At 71.8% G+C, this 15821-nt stretch carries 11 protein-coding genes and 1 pseudogene; 6 read left to right on the forward strand and 6 right to left on the reverse strand.

From position 1 onward, the window contains the following. Positions 1 to 47: 47 nt before the first annotated feature. The gene (locus SACE_RS00265) at positions 48 to 1898 is read left to right on the forward strand and encodes an ABC transporter ATP-binding protein (protein WP_231849890.1); all 1851 of its coding nucleotides are present in this window, start codon (positions 48 to 50) and stop codon (positions 1896 to 1898) included. Positions 1899 to 1956: 58 nt separating this feature from the next. Here the strand turns inward: SACE_RS00265 and SACE_RS00270 are convergent, their stop codons facing one another. Continuing rightward, positions 1957 to 3186, reverse strand: coding sequence for an FAD-dependent monooxygenase (locus tag SACE_RS00270; RefSeq protein WP_009950416.1), 1230 nt, complete (start codon positions 3184 to 3186; stop codon positions 1957 to 1959). A gap of 143 nt (positions 3187 to 3329) precedes the next feature. Beyond that, a complete protein-coding gene (locus SACE_RS00275) occupies positions 3330 to 4187 on the reverse strand; it encodes an arylamine N-acetyltransferase family protein (protein ID WP_009950414.1) in 858 nt (285 codons plus the stop codon). Between the two features lie 299 nt (positions 4188 to 4486). On the opposite strand from SACE_RS00275, the gene SACE_RS00280 reads away from it, so the two are divergent. The 3 genes from SACE_RS00280 (at position 4487) to SACE_RS00290 (ending at position 6822) form a co-directional block, all read left to right on the forward strand. Further along, positions 4487 to 5275 carry an IclR family transcriptional regulator gene (locus tag SACE_RS00280; RefSeq protein WP_009950413.1) on the forward strand — a complete coding sequence of 263 codons (789 nt, stop codon included), beginning with the start codon at positions 4487 to 4489 and terminating at the stop codon, positions 5273 to 5275. 195 nt (positions 5276 to 5470) lie between these two features. After that, on the forward strand, positions 5471 to 6109 hold the full coding sequence (locus tag SACE_RS00285) for a hypothetical protein (RefSeq protein WP_009950411.1): 639 nt from the start codon (positions 5471 to 5473) through the stop codon (positions 6107 to 6109). A gap of 56 nt (positions 6110 to 6165) precedes the next feature. Continuing rightward, positions 6166 to 6822: an SDR family oxidoreductase gene (locus SACE_RS00290; protein ID WP_011872926.1), complete on the forward strand. Its 657-nt coding sequence runs from the start codon at positions 6166 to 6168 to the stop codon at positions 6820 to 6822. Between the two features lie 150 nt (positions 6823 to 6972). Here SACE_RS00290 and SACE_RS40020 read toward each other — a convergent pair. Together SACE_RS40020 and SACE_RS00295 are read right to left on the reverse strand one after the other, a co-directional pair. Then, a pseudogene (locus SACE_RS40020) lies at positions 6973 to 7821 on the reverse strand (IS5 family transposase); the annotation flags it as partial. Between the two features lie 138 nt (positions 7822 to 7959). Next, positions 7960 to 9261: a D-arabinono-1,4-lactone oxidase gene (locus tag SACE_RS00295; protein ID WP_009949885.1), complete on the reverse strand. Its 1302-nt coding sequence runs from the start codon at positions 9259 to 9261 to the stop codon at positions 7960 to 7962. A gap of 88 nt (positions 9262 to 9349) precedes the next feature. On the opposite strand from SACE_RS00295, the gene SACE_RS00300 reads away from it, so the two are divergent. Continuing rightward, complete coding sequence (locus SACE_RS00300; RefSeq protein ID WP_009949884.1) at positions 9350 to 10549, forward strand: amino acid deaminase/aldolase; 1200 nt, start codon at positions 9350 to 9352, stop codon at positions 10547 to 10549. On the opposite strand, the gene SACE_RS00305 is transcribed toward SACE_RS00300, so the two are convergent. Further along, positions 10519 to 11166: a TetR/AcrR family transcriptional regulator gene (locus tag SACE_RS00305; RefSeq protein ID WP_009949882.1), complete on the reverse strand. Its 648-nt coding sequence runs from the start codon at positions 11164 to 11166 to the stop codon at positions 10519 to 10521. The two genes, SACE_RS00300 and SACE_RS00305, sit on opposite strands and share 31 nt — an antisense overlap. Before the next feature lie 579 nt (positions 11167 to 11745). On the opposite strand from SACE_RS00305, the gene SACE_RS00310 reads away from it, so the two are divergent. Beyond that, entirely contained in the window at positions 11746 to 15066 is a 3321-nt protein-coding gene (locus tag SACE_RS00310; RefSeq protein WP_011872929.1) for an L-tyrosine/L-tryptophan isonitrile synthase family protein, read from the forward strand. A gap of 412 nt (positions 15067 to 15478) precedes the next feature. Here SACE_RS00310 and SACE_RS00315 read toward each other — a convergent pair whose 3' ends face one another. Beyond that, positions 15479 to 15817 carry a hypothetical protein gene (locus SACE_RS00315; RefSeq protein WP_009949880.1) on the reverse strand — a complete coding sequence of 113 codons (339 nt, stop codon included), beginning with the start codon at positions 15815 to 15817 and terminating at the stop codon, positions 15479 to 15481. Between the last annotated feature and the right edge of the window lie 4 nt (positions 15818 to 15821).

Consider the following 15821-nt stretch of genomic DNA (forward strand, 5'->3'; position numbering starts at 1 on the left):
CTACGCGTGTCCGACGAAGGTTGCGGGGTGAGAGAGTGCTGGGGGCGATGAGATGGCTGCTGCAGCCGGCGGCGCCGGATTCCGAAGGTCTGGTCGAGGCCGCGCCGACGTTGCGCGTGCGGGAGGTGTTCCGCCGGTTCTGGCCGGACGCGCGCCCGTTCTGGGGCTGGATGGTGCTCAGCCTGGTGCTGGTGCTGCTGTCCCCGCTGTTGGACGGCGCGGCGATCTGGTTGTTCAAGATCGTCATCGACGACGTGCTCACCCCGCGGGACTTCGCGCTGTTCCCGGCGGTCGCCGCCGCCTACGCGGGCATCACGATCCTGGGCGGGGCGATCGACTTCGCCTCCTCCTACCTCACGGTCTGGATCGGCGAGAACTTCCTGCACCGGATGCGGACCCGGGTGTTCGCCCACCTGCACACCCTCTCGGTCGGCTTCTTCGACCGCAGGCGGCTCGGCGACACCATCAGCAGGCTCACCGGTGACGTCGGGGCCATCGAGAGCCTGGTGCTCTCGGGGATCTCGCAGACCGTCTCCTCGCTGGTCAAGGTCGTCGTCTTCGCCGGGGTGATCTTCTACCTCGACTGGCGGCTGGCCCTGGTGGCGCTGGTGGCGGTGCCGCTGTTCCTCTGGGTGGCCCGGTTCTTCTCCCGGCGTATCAAGATCGCCTCCCGCGAGGTGCGGGGGCGCAGCGGCTCCATCACCACCGTCGCCGAGGAGAGCCTCGGCAACGCCCCGCTCATCCAGGCCTACGGCCGCGAGCAGGCCGAGGTCGGCCGCTTCTACCGGCAGAGCATCGGCAACGTCCGGGCGGAGCTGGCGACCGCGCGCATCGGGGCGATGTTCTCGCCGCTGGTCGACCTGGTCGAGGTCCTGGGCGTGATGGCGATCCTCGGTGTCGGCATCTGGGAGCTGGCGTCGAACCGCATCAGCCTGGGCGGACTGCTCGCCTTCCTGGTGTACCTGTCCCAGCTCTACACGCCGGTGCGCAGCCTCGGGCAGCTCGCCAACACCGTGTTCGAGGCATCGGCCGGTGCCGAGCGCATCGCCGAGCTGCTCGACCAGAAGCCGCACGTCCGGACGCCGGACAAACCGGTCCGCATCGGCCGGACCGAGGGAACGCTGAGCGTCGAGCAGGTCGGCTTCCGCTACCCGGACACCGGCGTCGACGTGCTATCCGGCATCAGCTTCCAGGCGCTGCCGGGCACGACGACGGCGGTGGTCGGCGCCAGCGGTGCGGGCAAGTCCACGCTCACCAAGCTGCTGCTGCGCTTCTACGACCCGACCGAGGGCCGCATCCGGCTCGACGGCCACGACCTGCGCGAGCTGGACCTGAGCGAGCTGCGGTCCAACATCGCCATCGTGCTGCAGGAGACGCTGCTGCTGGACGGGACCATCGCCGAGAACATCCGGGCGGGCAAGGCCGACGCCGACGACCGCGAGGTGGTCGAGGCGGCCAGGGCGGCCGACGCGCACGAGTTCATCCTCGACCTGCCCGACGGCTACGACACCCGCGTCGGCCAGCGGGGCAGGCTGCTCTCCGGCGGACAGCGCCAGCGCATCGCCATCGCGCGGGCGATGATCCGCGACGCACCGCTGCTGCTGCTGGACGAGCCGACGACGAGCCTCGACGCCGAGGCGAGCAAGCGCGTGCTCGGCCCGCTGCGGCGGTTGATGTCCGGGCGCACGACGATCGTCATCTCGCACAACCTGCTCACCGTCGCCGACGCCAACCACATCGTCTACCTCGACCACGGCAGGATCGTCGAGGCGGGCACGCACGCCGAGCTGCTGGCCAACGACAGCGGCTACGCCAACCTCTACCGGCTGCACCACCCGGCGGAGGTGCGGCCGAACGGGTCCTCGAGCGGGAAGGCCGAGCGCTGGGTCCGGCCCTGACCGAGAACGAGCCCGGCCCCGACCGAAGCGGTCGGGGCCGGGCTCGTCGCTGCCGGTGTCAGGACGTCAGCGGAACCCGCTGCTGCCGCACCGGCGGCAGCAGCGACTCGCCCCGCCGCAGCGCGAGCACCCGGCGCCGGGCCGAGTCGATGGCCCGCATCGTCCTGCGCACCGCGGGAACCTGCGTCGCCCGGTGCAGCTGGTAGCGCCACGGCGGTTGCAGACCGTGCCGCGAAGCCATCGCGTAGGCGAACGAGGTGGCGTCCCGGTCCAGGTAGTCGTCGGCGTGCTCGAACCACGCCATGCTGCTGCGCGCGGCCGCCTGCACCGGGCGCAGCGCCGCCCGGGCCAGCCGGTCGTACTCGTGCAGCGCGGCGGACACCGACTCGCTCTCGTAGAGGCACTGGGCGAGGCCGATGGCGTCCAGCATCGCCAGCCGGGTACCGGACCCGATGGTGAAGTGCGTCGTGTGCGCGGCGTCGCCCATCAACGCGATGTTGCCGTGGACCCAGCTCTGGTTGCGCACCTGCGTGAACCGCATCCACTGCGCGGGCCTGCCGCGCGACTGGCTGATCAGCCTGCGCCCGTCGAGCGGCCGTTCGAAGATCTTCTCCAGCAGCCGCACGCCGTCCTCGTCGGTGCGCGAGTCGAGCCCCAGCGCCTCCCAGGTCTGCGCCGTGCACTCGACGATGCAGGTGCTGATCCCGGCGCTGGACGGGTAGGCGTGGAACCAGACCCAGCCCGCCGGGGTCTCCTCGAACGCGAAGGTGAACCGGTCGAACACCTTGTCCGTGCCCAGCCAGATGTATGGGTTGTTGCCGACGTCGAGCTGGGTGCCGAACTCCTGCTCGTGGGTCTGCCGGACCCGGCTGTGCACGCCGTCCGCGCCGACGATCAGGTCGGCGTCGGCGAGCTCGGAGAGGTCCTCCACGCCGTGCCGGTACTGGACGTCCACGCCCAGCGACCGCGCCCGGTGCGCCAGGACGTCCAGCAACGCCGCCCGACCGAGGCTGTAGCCGTAGCCGCCGAGGTAGGCCGAGTCCTCGCTCCGGAGGCAGATCTCCTGCTCCTGCCAGAGCGTCGACGCCGCGCGCAGCTGCTGCGCGCTCTCCCGGTCGTTGCCGTAGAGCACGTCGAGCAGGTCGTCCCAGTACACGACGCCCCAGCCGTAGGTCGCGCCCGGTGGGTCGCGTTCGATGACGCTGATGTCGTGGCCCGCGTCGCGCAGCTTCGCCGAGATGGCGAAGTACAACCCGGCCGGCCCGGCTCCGACGCACTTGATCTTCATGCCCCCCGCACCTCCCATGTCGGCGGCGCCGGTACGGCCGGCACCGCGGAGTGGGTCGCCACGGGCCCCGAACACCTGACTTGGGGCCCGTCCCGCCCCATGCTGCACCGCACGGGCCGGGGCCGCACGGCGCGGACCGGGAGCTATGCGGTGTCGCGGCGCAGGTGCGCGAGCAGCGCCGCGTCGTCCTCGGCCTCGAGTTCGATGCCGAAGACCTCCGCGACCACCTCCGCCACCTCGCCCGCATCGAGCGTCCGCTTCTCGACCGAGCCGTCCGGCCGGTGGGCGGTCAGCACGGTCTCGTCGAGCACGTGCAGCACTCCCGGCTCCATCCGCTGCAACACCACCCGCCCGACGAAAGGCGAGTTCGGGTGCGTGGACACGTAGTGGTTTCCCACCACGTAGTCGATGGCGTAGGCCGGGTTGAGCGGGAAGTGGTGCAGGTCCTCCCACCCGTCGCCCGCGGGCCGCTGGACCTCCCACTCGCCGGTCCCCCCGTCGAGCGCGAGCCGGTGGGTCCAGCCGCCGTGCGACGTCACGGTGCCGTCGGCGAACTCGATGGGCTGCAGCGGGCTGCTGCCGAAACCGACGTCGCAGAGCCACCTCTCACCGGTGTCGGCGGTGGTCACCAGCGGCACCGCGTGGGTGGCCGGCCGCAGCTTGCCGCTGCCCATGCTCACCCGGGAAAGCAGCCCGGTCACGCCGAAGCCGAGTCGCTCCGCGGCCGCGGAGAACAGCCGGGCGTGCTCGAAGCAGTACCCGCCACGCGACCGGCGAACCAGCTTGTCCTGCAGCGGTTCCAGGTCGAGCGGGAGGCCGCGGCCGAGCACGATCTCCAGGTTCTCGAAGGGAATCGACGTCACGTGCGCGAAGTGCAGCGCGCGCAGCGTCGCGATGGTCGGCGACCGGTCGCCGCGGTAGCCGATCCTGGCGAGGTAGGCGTCCAGGTCGAGCCGTTCGCCGTCCCAGCCGCGGCCCTCGCGCTGCTTGCCCGTATCCATAGCTTCCTCCCTATATCCGGAAGTGAAGGTAGGACTTCGAGCGCGGTGGAACTCAACCGTTCGCGCCGCCCGGAACGCGGGCGGGCAGGAGATCTCGGTTACACCTGCGCCGCCCGGCGCCCGCGCGCACCCGCGTTCCGGCTCCGGTGGGAGGGGCCCGTACCCGAGCCGAGACGCCCTCGAACAGCGCGGACGTGCCGAAGCGCCACCCGACCGTGACCGCGAAATGACTCAAGACTGTGTCTTGGCGTCGCGCGGTGACTGTGCTGGGCTGTTGCCGTCACGACAGGAGGTACGAAATGGCGGGCAACAGCCGAGATGCCGGTCGTTCGGTCACGGCGCGTGCACTGAGCGTCCTGACGGCTTTCGACATCGACCACAGCCGGCTGACCCTGACCGCCATCGCCCGCCGCGCGGGCATCCCGCTGGCCACCGCGCACCGCCTGGTCCGCGAGCTGGAGCACTGGGGGGCGCTGCACCGCGACCCCGAAGGGCGGTACTCGATCGGCCTGCGGCTGTGGGAGATCGGCCTGCTCTCGCCGGTGAACTCGACGCTGCGCCAGGTCGCGCTGCCGTTCATGCAGGAGCTGTGCGCCGCAACCCGCGACAACGTGCACCTGGCCGTGCGCGACGGGACCGAGGCCGTCTACGTCGAGAAGCTCACCGCGCACACCTCCGTGCCGATCGTCTCCCGCAGCGGCGGCAGGCTGCCGCTGCACGCGACCAGCGTCGGCAAGGTACTGCTCGCCCACGCACCCGCGTCGCTGCTGCAGGAGTGCTGCGAGCACGGGCTCTCCCGGCACACCCCCTACACGATCACCGAGCCCGGCAGGCTCGGACGCGAGCTGCACGGCGTGCGAGCCCGGGGCTTCGCGCAGGCGACCGAGGAGATGAGCCTGGGCAACTGCTCGGTCGCGGTCCCGGTGCGCGACGCGACCGGCTCCGTCGTCGCCGCGCTCGGCCTGGTCGCCCACAGCGTGCGGGCCGAGGTGGTCAAGCTGGTGAAGCCGCTGCTGCCCGCGGCGGAGTCGATCCGGCAGCGGCTGCTGGAGAAGGACCCGGCCGCCGACGGCGTACTTTCGCTCTAATGCCCCCGAAGTCACCTGAATGGAGGATCGCCGGGCTGAAGTCGAGTTGTCGTTCATCGACCAGTCACCGACCGCTGCCGTCCGCCGGTCGCAGAAGCCGTCGCCGCGCCGCCTGCGAACGCCGCTGAGCTGTTTTAGTCATCGGTACCACCACGCCCAGTGGCCTTCGCAGTGCTTCGAGGGAGGCGGAAGACCGTGACCGGAACGCCGGGACGTACCGCGATCGACAACGAGATTCGGGTCTGCTCGGCCCACGTGCGGTCACCGCTGGACTTACCGTCCTCCATAGGCAAGCTGGCCGAGCAGTCGGTGCGCGTGCTGGGCTGGTCCGGCAGCCTGCTGCCGCCGCTGAAGCTGCTGGGCAGGCACGTGGTGCCGGTGGCCGACCTGGTGCCCGACGCGCACGCCGAACGGCTCTGCCTGGGCAGCGAACCGGTGCTGGACCGGGCCGAGATCGCCACCTGGGTCTGGCCGGAGATGGACGGCCGGGTGCCGCCGCCCGCCGCCAGGGTCACCGGCGTGCTCGCCCCCGCCCGGCACTGGCGCAGCGCGCTGACCGCCGCCGTGCCCTTCGCGCGGTTCACCAACACCGCGATCGTCGTGCCGCGCAGCGTCACCGTCGCGCCGGACTTCATGTCGACCTGCCTGATCCGCGCGCGGCAGTTCGGCATCGGCGTGCTCTCCGCCGACGGTGAGACTGTCCAGAGCGAGCTGGAAGGCCGTTGCTTCGACGACCAGCCGCCGGTGGAGCACACCGCGGTCTCGCGCTGGATCAACGAGGTCGTCTACCAGCAACTGCTGGCCGTGGAGGCGCCGGCCCCGACCCGCGGCTGAGGCGCCGCGATCGCCGTCGAGCGCGACCGGGCGGGCACCGAACTAGGGTTGTGGGCATGCGAGTCGCGATAGCTGGTGGACACGGTCAGATCGCCCGGCTGCTCGGTGCGGCGCTCGCCGCGCGCGGGGACTCCGCGCTCGGCCTGGTGCGCAACCCCGACCACGAGGCCGACCTGCGCGCCGACGGGATCGTGCCGATCGTCGCCGACCTCGAGCAGGTCGGCGCCGACGAACTCGCGGGCCGCATCGAGGGGTTCGACGCCGCGGTGTTCGCCGCGGGGGCGGGTCCGGGCAGTGGCGTGGCGCGCAAGGACACAGTGGACCGCGCGGCGTCGGCGGTGCTGGCCGACGCGTGCGAACGCGCGGGTGTGCGGCGCTTCGTCCAGGTGAGCGCGATGGGCACCGAAGGCCCGTACCCACCGGACATCGGCGAGGTCTTCGCCGCTTACCTCGACGCCAAGCGCGCGGCCGAGCAGGACCTGCGCGAGCGCGACCTGGACTGGACGATCCTGCGGCCCGGCAGGCTGACCGACGACGCCCCGACCGGACGGGTCCGCATCGGCGCGTCGGTCGCGAGGGCCGAGATCACCCGCGCCGACGTCGCGTCGGTCATCATCGCGCTGCTCGACGAACCGGCATCGGCCGGCAAGATCCTCGAAGCGGTCAACGGCGACACCCCGATCCCCGATGGCGTGCGGGCGGCCGTCGCCTGAGGCTTTCTTGGAACCCACCCTGCGTGGCGGTGCCGGTGGCGGAACCTCAGTGCCTGTTTTTGATCTTGGTTGGTGGGTGAGTTGGCGGGTCATGAGGGTGATGGCGGCCCAGTTGATGACGGTTTCGGAGTGGGCGGGCAGGCGTTCGTAGTCGCGGACGGTGCGGCGGGCTTGGGTGATCCAGGACAGGGTGCGTTCGACGACCCAGCGTCGGGGTAGTGCCTGGGAACCGATCTGTCCGGTGATTTTGCGGACGATGTGCAGGGTGATGCCCAGGGCGGTGTCCGCCCAGGTGATCAGGCGGCCCGCGTAGCCCGCGTCGGCCCGCAGCAGGCTGAGCCGCTGCTGGGTTGTGCGGAGGTAGCGCAGGAGGAGTTCGGCGCCGCGTCGGTCGGTGACGTGGGCTCCGGTGACGCACACGCCCAGCAGCAGGCCCAGTGTGTCGGTGGTGATGTGTCGTTTGCGTCCGTTGACTTTCTTGCCCGCGTCGTAGCCGCGGGTGTCGCGGCCTGCGGTTTCGGCGGCGCGCACGGATTGGGAGTCGATGACGCCCGCGCTGGGCTGGTGGTGGCGTCCGGCGCGGGTGCGGATCTGCTCGCGCGGGCTGTCACGCAGGGCGAGGACGACGTTGTCGCGGCTGCAGCGGTTGTAGAAGCCGGAGACGGTCTGCCACGGAGGGAAGTCCGCGGGCAGTCCGCGCCATTTGCAGCCGTTGTCGATGACGTAGCGGATGGCATCGACCACGTCGCGACGCGGGTGCTGTTCCGGGTGACCGCCGCTGGAGGTCTCACACGCCGGAGTGGGCAGCAGCGGTTCGATCAATGCCCACTCGGCGTCGGTGGTGTCGGTCGGGTAGCGGCGTGGGCGGGCGGTAGAGCTGTCCTGGGCTGTTGTGGTGTACAAACGGATCGGGCCTTTGCTGTGTCGATCTTGATGTGGTGTCACGATCACTAGCAAAGGCCCTCTTCCACCCCACCCCCGGGGATCAAAAACAGGCACTCAGGCGCCCTCTGGCTCCGGGATCTTTTCTCGCGTATCACGCCTCGCCAGAGGACGCCTGAGAACCCGCGGCGGTGCCGGTTGCGGGGGTGGGCCAAGCGGCTGCGCCGCTTCAAGGATCAAAACAGGCGCTGAGGCTCAGGCGCCCAGCACGCGGTCCAGGTAGGAGTTTCCGAAGGCGCCGCCCGGGTCGACGGACTTGCGCACCCGCAGGAAGTCGTCGAACCGCGGGTAGCGCGAGCGCAGTGCCGCGGCGTCGAGCCGGTGCATCTTGCCCCAGTGCGGGCGACCGCCGACCGAGGCGACGATCGACTCGAACGTCTCGAAGTAGTGCCGGTAGGGCATCCCGACGAACTGGTGGATGGCGATGTAGGCCGAGGGACGCCGGTACGCGGTGGACATCCACACCTCGTCGCCGGCGGCGACCCGCACCTCGATCGGGAACATGACCGGGTGTTCGAGCGTGCCCACGGCCGAGCGCAGCTCGCCGATCACCGCACCCAGCTCTTCCACCGGCACCGCGTACTCGGACTCCACGAACCGCACGTCGCGCCGGGTCACGAACACCCGGTGCGAGCGGTCGCTGTAGGACCGGGCCGAGAGCACCGCGCCGGAGAGCCGGTTGAAAGGGCGCACGGTCGCCGGGATGCCGCGGCCGATCCGGCACAGCGCGCCGAACAGCCGGTTCTCCACGATCTCGTACTCGACGAAGTGCCGGAGCCTGCCCAACGGCTCCGGGCGGGTTCCGGTGGGCAGCCGGTTGTTGCGCTTGACCAGCGTGTTGGAGCTGTGCGGGAACCAGTAGAACTCGAAGTGGTCGTTGTCCCGCGCCAGCTCGTCGAACCGCTCCAGCACACTGTCGAGGCGTTCGGGATGCTCGTCGGCGCTGAGGTCGAAGGCGGGCACGCAGCGCAGCGTCACGGTGTGGACCACGCCCAGCGCGCCGAGACCGACCCGTGCGGCGGCGAACAGCTCCGGGGCCTCGGTCGCCGAGCAGCGGCGCAGCGAGCCGTCGGCCAGCAGCAGCTCCACGGCCTCCACCTGGGTGGCCAGGCCGCCGAGCGCGGCGCCGGTGCCGTGGGTGCCGGTGGAGATCGCCCCGGCGACGGTCTGCCGGTCGATGTCACCGAGGTTGGCCATGGCCAGGCCGAGCTCGTCGAGCTCGTGGTTGAGCCGGTGCAGGGGCGTGCCGGCGCGGACGGTCACCAGCTCGCCGTCGACGCCCACCACGCCGGTCCAGTGCGACAGGTCGAGCGCCACGCCACCGTCCTCGGGCGCGCCGACTCCGGTGAAGGAGTGCCCGGTGCCGAGCGGGCGGACGCGCCGGCCGGCCTCGACGGCGGCACGGATCTCCGACGCGGCCTCCTCGGCGTCGCGCGGTGCCACGACCCGTGCCGGGTCGGCGGTCTCGGTGGCCGCCCAGTTCGTCCATCTGGTCACAGCGAGCCCTTTCCGGATGACACTCGGTGGGGAGAAATTATGTGAATATGATTCACATAACAAGGGTTGTCGGCCTACCGTGTGAAACGTGCTCAAGGCGCTCCCCGAGTCGCGACGACTCGACACGGCCACCATCGAACTCGACCCGCCGTTCGCGGTGGCCGACCTCGACGCGTTCCACCGCAACGCCGCCGACCTGGTGCGACGTGCGGCGGGACGGCCGGTGCGGGTGGCCACCAAGTCGGTGCGGTGCCGGGAACTGCTGCGCAGGACCCTGACGACGCCCGGCTTCGCCGGCCTCATGTGCTACAGCCTCGCCGAGGCGCTCTGGCTGCACGGCGACGGACTCAGCGAGGACGTCCTGGTCGCCTACCCGACGGCCGACCGGGGAGCGCTGCGCCAACTCGTGGCGCGTCCGACGGCCGCGGCCGCCATCACGATCATGGTCGACTCGGTCGAGCACCTGGACCTGGTCGACGCCGCCGTCGGTACGCGCCGCCCGGAAATCCGGGTGTGCCTGGACATCGACGCGTCCTGGCGGCCGCTGCCCGCCATGCACATCGGCACCCGGCGCTCGCCGGTGCACACCGCCGCGGACGCGCGGCGGCTCGCCGAGGCAGTGGTGCGCCGCGCTGGGTTCCGGCTCGCGGGCCTGATGGCCTACGAAGGCCAGATCGCCGGGCTCGGTGATGCCCCGCCCGGCAGCCCGCTGCGCGGGGCGGGGGTGCGGTGGATGCAGCGCCGGTCCGCCGCCGAGCTCGCCGGGCGCCGGGCCGAGATCGTCACCGCGATCCGGGAACTGGCCGAGCTGGAGTTCGTCAACGGCGGCGGCACCGGCAGCATCGAGACCACCACCGCCGAGTCCGCCGTCACCGAGGTCGCCGCCGGGTCCGGGCTGGTCGGGCCGACGTTGTTCGACGCGTACCGGTCTTTCCGGCCGGAGCCCGCCCTGCTGTTCGCGCTGCCCGTAGTGCACCGCCCCGGCGGCCGGGTGGCGACGGTGTTCGGCGGCGGCTACATCGCGTCCGGGCCGGTCGGCGCCGACCGCGCACCGACGCCTTACCTGCCCACGGGGCTGAAGCTGACCGCCGTCGAAGGCGCGGGCGAGGTGCAGACGCCGGTCGCCGGGCACGCCGCCCGGCGGCTGCGCCTGGGCGACCGGGTCTGGTTCCGCCACGCCAAGGCCGGCGAGCTCGCCGAGCGGTTCAACGAGTACCACCTGGTCGACGGCGACCGGGTGGCCGACTCGGTGCCCACCTACCGCGGGGAGGGCAGGTCCTTCGGTTGATCGTCGGGCAGCCGGTTGGCCAGGTAGCCCCGGACCAGCTCCCGCGCCTCGGTGACCAGCGTCGGGTCGCCCGCGGGGTCGCGGCGGAAAGCCAGGTGCAGCACCGCGTCGGCGGCCTCCACCGCCACCGACAGCGGCAGCATCAGGTCGGCGGCCTCCAGGTCGAACTCGGCGGCGATCAGGGAGGTCAGCTTCTCGGCGATGACCGTGTTGTTGTCCTTGCTCGCGTCGAGCAGCCGCAGGTCCACGACGTCGCCGAAGTGCAGGCGGCTGAACCCGGGAACCTCGCGGTGCATGGTCATGTAGACGTCGAAGACCGCGTCCACGGCGTCCCACCAGTGCGCCATCTCGACGCCCTCGAAGCGCGCCGACACCGTGCGGACGAACCGGTCCAGGTTGCGCAGGGTCAGCTCCTGCACCACGGCGCGTTTGTCGGGGAAGAACTGGTAGAGCGAGCCGACCGCCACGCCCGCCCGCTCGGCGATCAGCGTGGTCGACAGCCCGTCGTAACCGACCTCGTCGATGAGTTGGGCACAGGCTTCGAGCATCTTCTCGACCCGCTGGGCGCTGCGTTGCTGAACCGGCTTGCGGCGCAGGGGCGCTACTTCGGTGGGCAAGGCGACTCCTTGATCATGTTCTTGACCATCTTGCCGACCACGACCGTGACTCTCTTTCAGGGGAGCCCTTCCATCGTCGCCGAGGGGCGGAGCCCGGCGGTCTGGTGCACCGGGACCCGGCGGCCCCGATGCTTCAAGTCTCTCGTTCCGGCACTCTTCGTGCCCTTCGGACATGCCGAAACCTATATCAGCCGGTCGGGTGTTTCGCCCGGGAACGCCTTGACCGTGACCGCGGAGCCGTTCCGCCGGTGCACAGCCGCTTTCGCCGCCCGCGCGGGGCCGGTGGGGGCCAGGACGGCGTATGCATTCGGTCACGTTGCCAGTGCGAAGGGTCACTATCTAGCGTGTTCGAGTCTTCTCGGTCCGCGACAGAAGGGTCATCGTGGGTAACTGCGGCGCCGCCTCTCGTTCTTCCGGTCCCCCTCGTGCTGTGCTCATGCGGTGGACACCGGCCAGGGCCACCCGGCAAGCGCCGCCCGGTCCGCGGCTCGCGGCCGCCTGGGCCGGCTCGCGGCGCGCCCGGTGACCGCGTCGCAGGCCCTCGCCCGCTGCGGGGCACCGACAAGAGGAGAGCGCCCGTTGGACGGTTGGCGTCGACGGGACCTGTGGTCCCCGTTGGCGGTCGCGGAGGCCAACGCCATGCTCCGCGACGGCGCCTACGGGCTCCGGGTCGAGCCGGCACCGTGGCGGCTGACCGGACCCGGCGCCGGTGTCGGGCTGCCGCTGGGTGAAGCGCCGACCTGGGCCGACCTGTACCGCGCGCTGGTCAGGTTGCGGCGGACCCGCCGAACGCACGATCCGGCCTGGCTGCACCGGTTGACCCGGACGCTGTCCGGCGAGGTGCCCGCCGCGGGCGCGACCCGCTGGGTCGCGGTGCCGCCGGACCGGCTGGAGCGGCTGACGGCCGACTGCGGCACCGACCTCCGCCACTTCCTCGCCCCGCTGGTGGCGTCGGACGGTTCGATGCTGTTCCCCGCCAGCGGCGGCGGGCTGGAGCGACCGGACCTGGTCGTCGACGACAACGGCGGGGTGATCACCGTCCGGGGTGAGGCCGGCCCGCCGGTCCGGTTGCGCGCCACCGACCTCGGTGGCGCGCGCAGCCAGCTCAGCAACTGGTCCGCGCTGGCGGCCGCGGTGGAGTCCGACCCGGTGCTGCGGATGCACTGCGCGGCGCAGGCCGTACCGGCGGCGCTGGCCGACGCCGACTCCGTGCTGTTGCTGCAGGGCATCGAGCCTTCGCCGAGGCATCCCGGGCATCCCGGCGGCACAGTCGTCGCTGGTCTGCCCGCACTGCTGCGCCCGACCGCCGGCGGCCGGGCAGGGCTGCTGCGGCTGGTGATCGAGAACCGCTTCGAGCACCGGGAGGACGAGCTCGGCTACTTCCTCGACCACCTGGTCCGGCCGCTGCTGCGGACCTTCCGCCTGGCGCTGGACGACCACCGGCTCGCGTTGCTCTCGCTGAACCCCGACGGCGCGGGCTTCGAGCTGTCGACCGAGTTACAGCTCACCGGCCGCGCGGTGGTCACCGACCCCGGCGAGGTCCGGCCGGAGCCGACCGGGGCCGAGGTCACCGCTGCCGCCGACGGGCTCACCCGCACGCTCGACGAGCTGACCGCCGGTTTCGCCGCGATCGGCTTCGCGGGCGGAGGGCACCCGCACGCGGCGGTGCGAGCGGCGGTCGACCAGGTGACCGCCGAGGAGCTGCGGTTCCTGCGGCCGCGCACGGCCGAGCTGCTTGCCGGCGACCACGGGCTGCGCGGCTTCGCGCACAGCGTGCCGGAGGACCAGGACCGGGTGCTCAAGGAAGTGCTGCACGCCGTCGAGGAGCGCACCCGCAAACGGCGCTGGAAACGCGACCTGCCGCAGCCCGTGGTCGTCATCGACCTCGACCTGTGCGGGATCCTGCCGATGCGGAGGACGCTCGACGCGGCCCGCGCGGTCTCCGGTCCGCGCCCGGGTGCGCCCGAGGGCATCCTCGAGCTCGCCCGGCCGGGTTCACTGCCGGTGCTGCCCAACTTCTCCGAATCGGCCTGGGACAACTTCGTCGACCTCAGCGGCCTCGGCCGCAAGTACCCGACGGTGGACTGGCGGCAAGTGCACGCCGAGTTCTTCCGCGCGTTCTCCCGGCCGTGGGAGCGGTTGCGGACCGACACCGTCAACCCCGGCCTCGCGCGGTTCGTGTGGGACGTCCACGACGGCGGCGGCCGCGTGGTGTTCTGCACCGGCCGCAGGGAACGCGTGCGGGCCCACACCGAGGCGGTGCTCGCGGCGGCGGGCGTGCCGGACGCGGCGCTGCTGTGCATGCCCGACGACCGCACCAGGCCGATCTCCGAGCTGAAGGTCGAGAAGCTGCGCGAGCTCGGCGACATCGACGTCGTCGCGGTCTTCGACGACCTGCAGCGCAACCGCGTCGCGCTCACCGAGGAGTTCACCGGGGCCAGAGCGGTGGCCGTGGAGATCCCCGGGATGGCCACCGAACGGCGGCCGGGGCAGCCGCTCGGCGACCAGGCGCCGGTGATCTCGACTTTCGAGACGGTCCCGCGCCGTGCCGCACCGAGCCTGTCCAACACGCATTCGCTGGAGGAGCTGCAGATCGGTGCCATGCGGCGCAACCGGATCTCGCGCGACTGGGCGGTGCACCTCAGCGAGCGGGAGACGCTGTCGCTGGTCGGTTCGGTGCTCGCCGACGCCGACCGCTCGGCGGCCAGGACCGCGCGCGGCGCGCGCGTGAAGTTCGGGCTCGACCAGGGTGAACCCGGGTTCGAGCAGGTCATCCGGGCGCTGCACCACGTGTTCACGCGCAAGCAGTTCCTCAAGGGCTCGCGCTCGAACTACCGGTGGGAGGACATGCTTCGCGACGCCGGCCCGTTCGTCTCCCGCGACGAGCCGCTGGAGATCGTGCTGCTGGGCTTCCCGGTCAAGCAGTGCCTCAACCGGCTCAAGGCGTTCGGTCCGCTGCCCGACCTCGCCGAGCTGGGCGGGCTGGCGCGGCTGCGGGAGCTCCGGCAGGCGGTGAGCGCGGTTTACCCGCCCGGCGTGCACTTCAACATCCTCACCGACGGCAGGCACTTCCGGCCCCGCCCCGCCGCCATCACCGGCGCCTACAGCCGAAAGCTCCGCGAGTACGTGCGGCTGGTCGGCATCGACGACTGCACGACGGTCGAGGAGATCGACACCGTCGCCCGGCAGCGGCTCGGTCCCGACCTGCCCGCGCGGCGCGCGGCGCGGCTGGCGCGGTACCGCGCCGAGATTTACCAGGCCCTCCAGGGCCTGGACATCACCGCGAACCCGCTGCGCACGCTCGACGGAGTCGACCACCGGGTGTCCATGATGGACGGAGCGCTGGGCGAGTCCATGCGCCTCTTCCGGGAGATGCTGATGTCGGTGGTGTACTCGGTCCCGGTGACCGTACCGGCCGGCGTCGACCGGCTCACCTGGTCGACGCTGGTCTACGCCGACATCTACAACACGGCCGACCCGGCGGTGCCGGACGAGGTCCGGCGGGGCCGGGCCGCGGTGCTGAGCCGGGCCTGGCACACCGTCGTCCGATACCTGGCGACGCTGCGGGTGGACGAGGAACTCGGCTACGAGGAGCTGTTCCCGCACCGGGTGCGGCTCACCGTCAGCGCGGCCCGGCCGGGTCGCTGCGGCTTCACCTACCTCGGCGGGTCGGGCCTGCTGCCGTGGCAGGGCACCGGGGTGCTCGACCCCCGCGGGCACGTGGCCGTCGACTTCGCGATCGCGGTGCTGGACCAGGGTTTCGTCCCGGTGTACTCGCCGCTGCTCGGACCCCGTCAGCCATTGATGATGGTCCCGGCGCAGCACACCAGGCCGTCGGCGTCCGGCGGGCTGCGCCTGGACGACGCCCTCGCCGAACGCGTCCGCCTGCGGCGGAAGTAGCCCGCCGAGCGAAAGGCCCCGGTCCTGCCGAAAGCCCCGCTCCGACCGAAAAGCACCGGGACAAGCGAAAGGCCCCGGTACTCGTCCGGGGAAACGAGTGCCGGGGCCTTTTCACACTCCGCGTCCGGGTCGGGGAGGACGGATGCGGAGAGGCTTGGAAATCCGCGAACCGGTACCGGTCGGGGGAGGGGAGTGCTTCGGCACCGGTCCGCGGATGTCTGCGGTCCGCCCGGCCTGTCGGCCGCGGGCGGAGGTCCACTGTGGAGTTGGAGGTCGATGTGGTGGCCGACGACCGCGATGTCGAGGTCGGGGGTTCACGACGTCCACGTCCGTCGGCCACCACGAGGCGGTTTCTCGGTCTGGTTCCGGGTCGGGGAGGAGGATGTTGCTTCCGGGACCGAGACCGCCGGCTTTACGGCACCGGCGCCACCTCGCGCAGAGCGTGCGCGGGGCGCAGGTGCCGTGCGGGACGAGGCGCCAGGGCGCCGCTCACCAGGTGCTCGTAGGCCGAGCGCCACACCGTGCAGGGTGCCTTGCACGGGCGCCAGCGGCTCGAGCACTCCGGGCAGTTGCCCTTCTCGTCGGCGTCGTGAGCGGAGAGCAGCGTGCGCCACCCCTCGGTCAAACGAGGGAGCTCGGAGCGCGCCACGGCGAGCAGGGAAGGGGCGTCCGCGCGGTTCGCCAGCTCGGTGAGCACGTCGAGCCGCTCCCACACCGCGTTGCGCAGCACCTGTCCCAGTATCTCGTCCACCGCA

This window comes from Saccharopolyspora erythraea NRRL 2338, from assembly GCF_000062885.1.
GTDB classification, from domain to species: domain Bacteria; phylum Actinomycetota; class Actinomycetes; order Mycobacteriales; family Pseudonocardiaceae; genus Saccharopolyspora_D; species Saccharopolyspora_D erythraea.